We start from the raw sequence: 2,789 nt of genomic DNA, 5'->3' as shown, positions 1-2,789 counted from the left end.
CGAACCGGCTCGCCACCGCGGCGCGCCGACATGGCTGGCAATTGCGTTTGGGGATCCTGGACCGCAACGGATCCGGCAATCCGGGCGTCAACGAACTGCTCGCCGCCAGCGAAGCCGTGTTGCTCACCTCGATCCAGGAAGGGTTTGGCCTGCCGTTTCTCGAAGCCGCGGCGGCACGGCGTCCACTGATCGCCCGTTCCATCCCAAACGTCGCGCCGGACCTGAGACAGTTGGGATTCAGTTTTCCGCAGAGTTATGACGAACTCCTGATCGACCCGCGCTTGTTCGATTGGTCCGCCGAACTGGCGCGACAAAAGAAGCTGTTCGCTGCCTGGCGAAACCAGCTTCCACGGGCCGGTCGCAAACTGGCGGGGACGCCGTTGTTGCTGATGAGGGGAAAAAAACCACGCGCGGTGCCGTTCAGCCGGTTGACGTTGAGCGCCCAGCTTGAAGTGCTCGGCCGGCCGGCGGATGTTTCGTGGGAATTGTGCGGGCCACTGAATCCGTTTCTGGAAACATGGAGAAAACGCGCCAGTGGTGGCCGCCTGCAGATCACTCCCTGGCCCCGTGTGGCGGCCCGCTGGCTCAGCGGGCGATCTTATGCGCGGCATTTCGCCAGGATTGCGCGCGCCACCGGCCGGGTGGACAGGCGTTTGAACTCCGCCCTGACCGCGCAGGATGATTTCTTGCGCGAAAAGCTCTGCGCGCAGCACCTGTTTCCGCTACTGTGGAGCCGTGACACGTAATCGAGCGCCGGAAAATGGCGCCCGCCGGATGCGTCCACCATGGGTGAATGAAAATTCGTGCCGTCATCTTTGATATTTACGGCACTCTGCTTGAGGTCGGCCCGCCGCCTGCGGATGCGCGCGAGCGCTGGGAGCGATTGTGCAAAGACAGGTTCGGCCGCCCGGCGCGGCTGACGTTGGACGCGTTCATGGCGAAGTGCGAAAAAATCATCGCGCGCGAGCATGACACCGCGCGGACCGCCGGCGTCCGCCATCCCGAAATCTTCTGGCCGTCTGTCGCCCGCGAGGCTTTGCCGGAACTGGAGCGACTGCCCGATGCCGGAGGCGACGATTTTCTCTTCGAGCACGCGCAACTCCAACGCACGGTCCGTTTGATGCCCGGTGCGGCGACGACCCTCGCGACCCTGGCGGAAAGGAGGATTGTGCTGGGCCTCGCTTCGAATTGCCAGCCTTACACACTGCGCGAACTCGACCACGACTTGTCAGGGGCAAAGTTGGATCGCTCGATCTTTACCCATGAACTGTGTTTTTTTTCGTTCGTCGCCGGGTTCAGCAAACCGGACCCCCGGGTGTTTCGCTGGTTGCGGGACCGTCTCCAGCTGCGAGGTGTCCCTCCGAGCGAAACACTCATGGTGGGTGACCGGCACGACAACGACATCGAACCGGCTGAAAAGCAGGGTTTTCAAACGTGGCTGCTGGCGGGTGCGCCTTTTCCCGGAAAACATGCCGGGGGCGACTGGTCGGCGCTGGACAGCCATCTCTCCACGCTGCTGGTTTAGAGGATTTGCAAGCGCCGGCCACGCGTTTCACAGGAAAGCGTCGGCGATGAAGATTTTGTGAATGCCAGCCAGCCGTTCCTTCGTCAGACAACCGATGTCTCCGATTGCGCAAAGATCTCTCTGGCTGGTTTGTCTCGGTTTGATGGGGGTTTTCACCGGTAGCGCCGGGGACGCGCAGAAGATCACATTTCATGTCCAGTTGATTCACGGGACGGACGCGGACAGGGCTGAAAACCCGCGTTGGAGGGCCATCGGGCCGAAATTAAGCCGGAATCTTGGGTCGGTGTTTCGTTGGACGAATTATTGGGAGGTCAAACGCGAGTCGGTCACGCTGGCGAAGGGCGGCGTCGCCAAACTCCAGTTGACGCCCGACCGGGCGGTGGAGATCAAGTTGCTTGATCCGCCCAACACGCAAATCCGATTGTACTACAAAGGCGAACTGACGCGTTGTTCGCACCAGCCCATTCGCGAGCACATGACAATCCTTGGTGGCGATTCCAGCACGGGAGACTGCTGGTTTGTCGTGGTGCGGCGTGACAAGCCACCGGACTCGAAATAGTGGAAATCGCCGGCCGTTGGGCGCGGTCCGAAAAAGTGGACGTCCGGACAGCCGTTAAGCCGCGCCTCGCTCAGTGATGGAAACTTCCGCCCGCAGGAGGTCGTGCAACGTCACGATGTCCGCCAACCGCGGCCTCTTCCAAACCGGCATCAGTCGGCGAAAATACGCCCCGCCGGCTTGGGATTTATTGCCGGACTGATTCGATGGGTGTGCATCTGCAAACTCCCTTTGCTACCTTCCCTTTTGCCGCTACGATCTTCGCATGAAGACCATCGCGCTGAGCACCGGCGCGCCAAAGCGGATTGGGTTCGTCTCCACGCGGTTCCACGGCACCGACGGCGTCACGCTGGAAGCCCGGAAATGGGCGCGCATCCTGGCCGCGATGGGCCATTCCTGTTTCTGGATGGCCGGCCTGCTTGATACTCCGTCCGAAACCAGCCATCTCGCGCCCCTCGCGTTCTTCGGGCATCGCGACGTGCTCGCCGCCCAGGAGAATATTTTCGGCGCCACGACGCGCTCGCGCGAAATCACCCGCCGGATCCAGTCGCTCAAGGAACAGCTCAAGGAGGAACTCTACCGGTTCGTCGAAAAATTTCAGATCGAACTGCTCATCCCGCAGAACATCCTCGCCATCCCGATGCACGTCCCGCTGGGCCTGGCCATGACCGAGGTCATCGCCGAAACCGGCCTGCCGACCATCGCGCA

The 2,789-nt window shown here is 61.7% G+C and carries 4 protein-coding genes; all 4 read left to right on the top strand.

Going from position 1 to position 2,789, the window contains the following annotated elements:
- Positions 1–746 (top strand): hypothetical protein (locus VN887_19455; protein ID HXT42194.1); only part of this gene is annotated, 746 nt, incomplete at its 5' end.
- Positions 747–793: 47 nt separating this feature from the next.
- The gene (locus tag VN887_19450) at positions 794–1,525 is read left to right on the top strand and encodes an HAD family hydrolase (protein HXT42193.1); all 732 of its coding nucleotides are present in this window, start codon (positions 794–796) and stop codon (positions 1,523–1,525) included.
- 61 nt (positions 1,526–1,586) lie between these two features.
- The gene (locus VN887_19445) at positions 1,587–2,084 is read left to right on the top strand and encodes a hypothetical protein (protein ID HXT42192.1); all 498 of its coding nucleotides are present in this window, start codon (positions 1,587–1,589) and stop codon (positions 2,082–2,084) included.
- A 262-nt stretch (positions 2,085–2,346) separates the two neighbouring features.
- The coding region (locus VN887_19440; protein ID HXT42191.1) for a glycosyltransferase family 1 protein at positions 2,347–2,789 on the top strand (443 nt) is incomplete at its 3' end.

Origin of the sequence: Candidatus Angelobacter sp. (assembly GCA_035607015.1) — a bacterium.
GTDB lineage: Bacteria > Verrucomicrobiota > Verrucomicrobiia > Limisphaerales > AV2 > AV2.
Note: the sequence above shows the minus strand (reverse complement) of the source record. Positions and strands in the feature narration are given on the sequence as shown.